The 4,654-nt window shown below is 61.2% G+C and carries 5 protein-coding genes; 3 read left to right on the forward strand and 2 right to left on the reverse strand.

The genetic code is table 11. The features are described from left to right. A partial coding sequence (locus M3O22_06885) for a glycosyltransferase family 4 protein (GenBank protein ID MDP9196470.1) occupies positions 1-1,001 on the reverse strand: 1,001 nt, incomplete at its 3' end. Positions 1,002-1,079: 78 nt separating this feature from the next. On the opposite strand from M3O22_06885, the gene M3O22_06890 reads away from it, so the two are divergent. The 3 genes from M3O22_06890 (at position 1,080) to M3O22_06900 (ending at position 4,007) form a co-directional block, all read left to right on the forward strand. Further along, positions 1,080-1,811 carry an alpha/beta hydrolase gene (locus M3O22_06890; protein MDP9196471.1) on the forward strand — a complete coding sequence of 244 codons (732 nt, stop codon included), beginning with the start codon at positions 1,080-1,082 and terminating at the stop codon, positions 1,809-1,811. A gap of 19 nt (positions 1,812-1,830) precedes the next feature. Next, complete coding sequence (locus M3O22_06895; protein MDP9196472.1) at positions 1,831-2,643, forward strand: cell envelope integrity EipB family protein; 813 nt, start codon at positions 1,831-1,833, stop codon at positions 2,641-2,643. 104 nt (positions 2,644-2,747) lie between these two features. Continuing rightward, positions 2,748-4,007 carry an OmpP1/FadL family transporter gene (locus M3O22_06900; GenBank protein MDP9196473.1) on the forward strand — a complete coding sequence of 420 codons (1,260 nt, stop codon included), beginning with the start codon at positions 2,748-2,750 and terminating at the stop codon, positions 4,005-4,007. Between the two features lie 154 nt (positions 4,008-4,161). On the opposite strand, the gene M3O22_06905 is transcribed toward M3O22_06900, so the two are convergent. Then, positions 4,162-4,654: glycosyltransferase (locus M3O22_06905; protein MDP9196474.1), on the reverse strand; the 493-nt coding region annotated here is incomplete at its 5' end.

A 4,654-nucleotide genomic window follows, 5' to 3' on the forward strand; every position in this document is an offset into this window, starting at 1 on the left:
TCCATGGACAGGGCCTCGTTCAGCGCCTGGGCCAGCGCATCTGGATCACCGGGGGGAACCACCCAGCCCGTCTGGCCCTCGACCACGGTTTCCCGGACGGCACCGTGGCTGGTCACCACCACCGGCTTGCCCATGGCCTGGGCCTCGGCAATCACGCGACCAAAAGCTTCCGGACCGGTGGAGGCCGACACGACAACATGGGCCAGCATGAAGGCCGCGGGCATATCGCTGCAGTGATCCACCAGCCGGACCGCGTGGCCCAGCCCCAGGGTCCGGATCCTGTCCATCAGCTCCTGCCGGTAGGCTGTACGCCCCTGATCCCCGCCCACCAGAAGGCAGAAAATATCCTGCCGACCCATGCGGTGGATGGCGTCGATCAGGACTTCCTGCCCCTTCCAGCGGGTCAGGCGGCCAGGCAGCATGATCACCGACCGGTCCTCGGGCACATTCCACTGTTTCATCAGCTGCAGGACACGGGTGACCGGCACCCTGTCCGGAGAAAACTGGTCCAGGTCCACGCCCCGGTGGATCATGCGGATACGCGCAGGATCAACGCCATAGCTGCTGACGATATGATCACGGACAAAGCCGGAGACCGCAATGATCCGCTCCCCCTTTGCCATCACCGAATTGTACAGGCGCTTCCACCGGTTGCCGAAGTTATAGGGCGCATGGAACGTGGTCATGAACGCAGCGCCACAGCGCCGCCCCGCCAGCCATGCGCTCCAGGCCGGAGCACGGCTGCGGGCGTGGATAATATCGACCCGGTTCTCCCGGATGATCCTTTCCAGCTTCCGCGCGTTGTTCCAGATAACAACAGGATTCTTGCTGGCCAGCGGCAGGACGATATGACGCACGCCGGCCCGCTCCAGCTCCCGCACCATGGGGCCGCCTTCCGACGCGACAAGAGGTTTTCCACCGGCCTGCGCCAGGGCAATGGCCACGTCGATGCAGCCGCGCTCGGCCCCGCCGGTGACAAGGCCAGGGATGACCTGCAGCACAACAGGTCTTCCTGCATCAGGGGGGCTTTTCTCCGGCCCGGGGATATGGGAAGAACTCATACAACAAGGATATAAAACATGACAGACAGATTGCCAATTGCCGATACGCATCTTGCCTTTGAAAAACTGGAAGGCTCCGGCCTTGGCATCCTGTTTCTTCACGGCCTGCGCTCGGACATGAATGGCGCCAAGGCTCTGGCGCTGGACACCTGGTGCCGGAAGCAGGGCCGCGCGCTGGTCCGGTTCGATTTCCGCGGCCACGGGCAGTCCGGCGCGCAATTCACGGACTGTACCCTGTCCACCTGGATCGAGGATGCCATGGCCGTGCTGGACACCCTGACAGCAGGCCCGCAGATCGTCGTGGGGTCTTCCATGGGCGGCTGGGTCATGCTGCACCTGGCCCTGCGCCGGCCGGACCGGATCGAAGGCCTGGTCGGGCTGGCCGCCGCGCCTGACTTTACGTACGACCTGCTGACCGGCGCAATGACGGATGCGCAGAGGCAGGAGCTGGACCGCGCCGGCATCATCCACTGCCCCTGCGACCAGGGCGATCCATACCCGATCACAAAAGCCCTGATCGAGGACGGAAACAGGCTCCGGGTTCTGGACAAACCCCTTGGTATCCCCTGTTCTGTCCGCCTGCTGCAGGGCATGCAGGACCGGGATGTGCCCTGGGAAACGGCCCTCCGGCTGGTTCAGGCCCTGGAGTCTCCGGATGTCCGGCTGATCCTCATCAAGGACGGCAATCACCGCCTGTCCCGCGACCAGGACATCGCCTGCCTTCTGGACACCGTCGCAGGCCTGCTATAATGGAGAAGGAATGAAACCCATGCTCCCCTTTTCCAGGCTGTCCAGGGTCCTTCTGGCAACCCTGCTGGTCCTGTCCTGCAACCCGGACACACCGGATTACAGCCCGCTGGTACCCCACAGGGCTGAATACCGGCTGTCCCTGGAATCGGCCAGGAACGGCAGCATGGTTACGGGCGTCAGCGGCACCATGACCTATGAACTTCAGAATTCCTGCGACGGCTGGATCACGCAGCAGGTCTTTGACATCCGCTTCCTGCAGGCCGACGGCGAGGAGATCAGCACACGGAACGAATACAACGGCTGGGAATCGAAAGACGCAGACCTCTACCGGTTCAATGTGCGCAAAGCCACCAATGGCGAGGCAGATGAGGCTCTCGCAGGCTCGGCCAGCCCCGGACGGCGGCACTCCATGACAGCCCGTTTCACAAGGCCCGAGGCCCGGCAGATCGACATGGAAGGCGACATCCTGTTCCCCACACAGCATACAGCGCTGTTGCTGGAAGCAGCACAGAAAGGGGAACAGCTTTTCACGGGAAAGGTCTTCGACGGTTCTGACACCGCAGGAGAGACAGAAATCAGCGCATGGATCTCGCCCCCCCGGACCGACCCTGTCGTGGAAACCACATCCCCTCTGGTCAGTAACAGAAAATACTGGCCAGTCCGCTTCGCCTTTTTCCCGGCATCCAGTACCCAGGCCGTACCCGACTATGAGGCCACAACCCGGGTCTATGACAACGGCGTCTGGGGCAACATGGTTTTTGACTACGGCACCTTCCAGGTCCGGGCTACTCTCGAAAAGCTGGAACAAATCAGGGGACCCGCCTGTCCATGACCCCCTCCCCTTGCCTCTTTTGGGGGAAGTGGGTATACTTCGCACAATCATAAGGGGAAACGTCCTGTTTCCCTGCATTCCTGTCCTGCCTCGAGGATATTTCCATGTCCATCCGTACTCGCCAGACGCTTTCCTCATCCTCCGTTCTTGCCGTTGTGATGGCTCTTTCAGCGGCCGCGCCCGCATACGGCGCAGGCTTCTACATCCAGGAGCAGAGCGTGACAGGCTTGGGACGGGCCTTTGCGGGACAGGCCGCTGATCCGCTGGACGCCAGCACTGTTTATTCCAATCCGGCCGGCATGACAGAGCTGGGCGGCCCCCAGATCTCCCTCGGCGGGCATTTTCTTGTGCCATCCCTTGAGGTTGAGAACGAAGGCACAACCCGCTCCGGGACAGCAGTGTCCGGCAATTCCTCCCATAATTATACGTCCGCTCTTGTCCCCAATGCCTATGCCGCCATGCCTCTTACAGAAGACAACCGCCTGTGGGTTGGACTTGGTGTATCCGCGCCGTTCGGAACCGTCACAGAGTATGAGCCCACATGGTTCGGCCGCTATGACAGCATCCGCAGCGAACTGTTGACCATCGACGTTGCGCCCAGCGTTGCGTACCGCCTGTCCGACTGGCTGTCCGTGGGCGGAGGTATTGATATCCAGTATGCAAAGGCCGAGCTGAGCAACGCCGTGCCCACAGGCGGCCCTGATGCCACGTCCGAAGTCAGCGGCAGCGACATATCCTTTGGCGTGAACCTGGGGGTCCAGATGCGGCCGTGGGACGGCACCAGCATCGGCCTGCACTACCGATCACAGATCACCCATGACATCGAGGGGGATGCCACCGTAAGTACCATTCTTGGCACAACCGTTGCGGATGCCGGTGCAGAGCTGAACCTGCCCGACATCGTCGGCCTTGGCATTTCACAACAGATTACGCCTGACCTGAAGATCCTGGGGCAGGTCAACTGGTTCAACTGGAGCCGGTTTGAGGAAATCCGCGTCGAGACGCCCACGACCACTACGGTGCGCGAACAGGACTATGACGATACCTTTTCCGTCGCGCTGGGAGCTGAATACAGCCTGACTGACACATGGACCCTGCGGGCCGGAACCCAGTGGGATGAAACTCCCACTGTCGACAGCCGCCGCTCGACCCGCATCCCGGATGAGGACCGGATCTGGCTGGCTTTCGGAGCCTCCTACAATCTCAACCCCAATGTGTCGTTTGATCTGGGCTATGCCCATGTCTTCTATAAAACCATTGAGGTAGATGTTACCGATACCTTCACCGCCGGTACAATCCGCACCCGGGCAGAGTTCGAGAACCAGCCCAACATATTCTCCGCCGCCCTGCGGTACAGGTTCTGATGGGCTGGAACCTGTTTTTGCTTTCATATTTCCAGTGTAAGCTCCAGGAACAGTGGGTTTTCAGGAGTATCTTTCATGCCCCATATCAAAGGCCTTCTTGAGCAGACAACCCGAAAACAGCTGAAAGAAATTCACAACAGCTGTCCGACCCCCATCACACATGGTCCGCCGGATAAACTGAGAGATGGGAATCCTGACTACCAGAAACATCTTGATAAACTTCTAGAAGCCGGTTCCAGACCTCCCCGACCCCGAAATCCCGTAGTATGAAGGCCCGGCCTTCCTGGCCGTGACGGTGGCGCAGGGCGGGATCTGACAGATAGCGCTCCAGCGCCTGCGTCAGGGCCGGAACATCCCGCGGCGGAACCAGTGTTCCTGTTACCCCATCCACCACCGCATCCACACAGCCCGTGACCGCGGTCGCCACAACAGGCAGTTCCATGGCTGAGGCCTCCAGAACCACCCCAGGCAGGCCTTCGCGATAGCTGGGAAGCACAAACACATCCATGGCGGAATACAGCGACGGCAGATCCTCGCGCCGCCCGGTCAGTATGACGCGGGGGTCTTCCTTCCACGCCTGCAGGATGGCCGGCGCAACCGGCTCCCGCTCGTCCAGAATCCCCACCAGCATCAGCCGCAGCTGTGGC

This window comes from Pseudomonadota bacterium (assembly GCA_030775045.1).
Taxonomy (GTDB): domain Bacteria; phylum Pseudomonadota; class Alphaproteobacteria; order JALYJY01; family JALYJY01; genus JALYJY01.